1 pseudogene is annotated in these 1,119 nt (G+C 30.9%); it reads right to left on the minus strand.

The annotated features are described in order from the left end of the window. Positions 1 to 540 precede the first annotated feature (540 nt). Positions 541 to 996, minus strand: a pseudogene (locus ACFIQC_RS09885) (type ISP restriction/modification enzyme); the annotation flags it as partial. Positions 997 to 1,119 lie beyond the last annotated feature (123 nt).

Below are 1,119 nucleotides of genomic sequence, written 5' to 3' on the forward strand. Positions count from 1 at the left end.
ATCTTTTAAAGCCTTTCAAAAGAAAGGGATTATAATCATAATAAATGCTATCAAGACCATTATGGTTATGAGTTTTGGAGGTGCTTTTTACGCCCCCCTTTACATATTTTTCAATAAAAAATAAAATTTTATTATATTTCAATATGTTAACTTTTATCAAGTTTCCAAAAAAAACAACCTATATCAAAATACAACCTATAAATACAACTAATGCTCTATGTTTTGTAAGGGTTTGGGGGGGGGGGGAGAAACATTCAAAACCTATAAGTAATATAAGAAAATGAATATACATAACCCTCTTTAAATAAAGCTTCTGATAACAATAAAGCACTCATTTTAGATTACGGTTTAATCTTTTAAAGGCAATGTAAATAAGAGTATCTAAAAGTGCAAGTTTCTTCTTTTTAAATAACGTATGATAAATTATCCTTTTAAAGATTGTATGTCAGCAATTTATAAAAGGGATATAAGAACCTATAGGTATAAAACCTTATACCCCTTATGAGTTTATCATACCCATTATGTGAGCATGCTTTTAAGTTATTCAGTTTCTCTTATTTCTAATTTTGGTAGGTTCTTAACAATTTTCATTGTCTCTAAACTTATGGTAATAACCCTCTGAAATAACTCTAGAGGGTAGGCAGGGTTGCCAATGGTTTCAACAGCATAACGATTGGCATCATTAACAATGCCACTCTTTTTATCAGTCTTAACACATTGACGCCCCATAACCCATTCAAGAGCGGATTTACCATTAACGATATACTCACAAGCGTCAAGAGGGATATCTGTTATTGTGATATTGTTATTATAAATAACAGTGGTTTTATCTTTCTCTTTACCTGCTTTTGCGAATTTCATTTCAGTCACGTAATAGAATTTTTCTGGATTAGAGATCTCTGTAACTTTTGGATTACCTTTTTTAAAGGTTACGGGATAAGGTTTTACAGTTTCATAATTCACGTGCAAATGATCCAGTTCACGCCCTGTTACAACAGAGCTCCGTTTTCGTATAAGGGGTTTAATTCTCTTCAAAAGAATTAAAACGAAGCTTATTAAATCCATTTTGAACGAATTGAGAAAAAATGCAGAAAAATGCTAAAAAAGCCGATAATTTTT

The organism is Bartonella sp. AA126HLJHH, from assembly GCF_042197425.1.
Lineage (GTDB): Bacteria > Pseudomonadota > Alphaproteobacteria > Rhizobiales > Rhizobiaceae > Bartonella.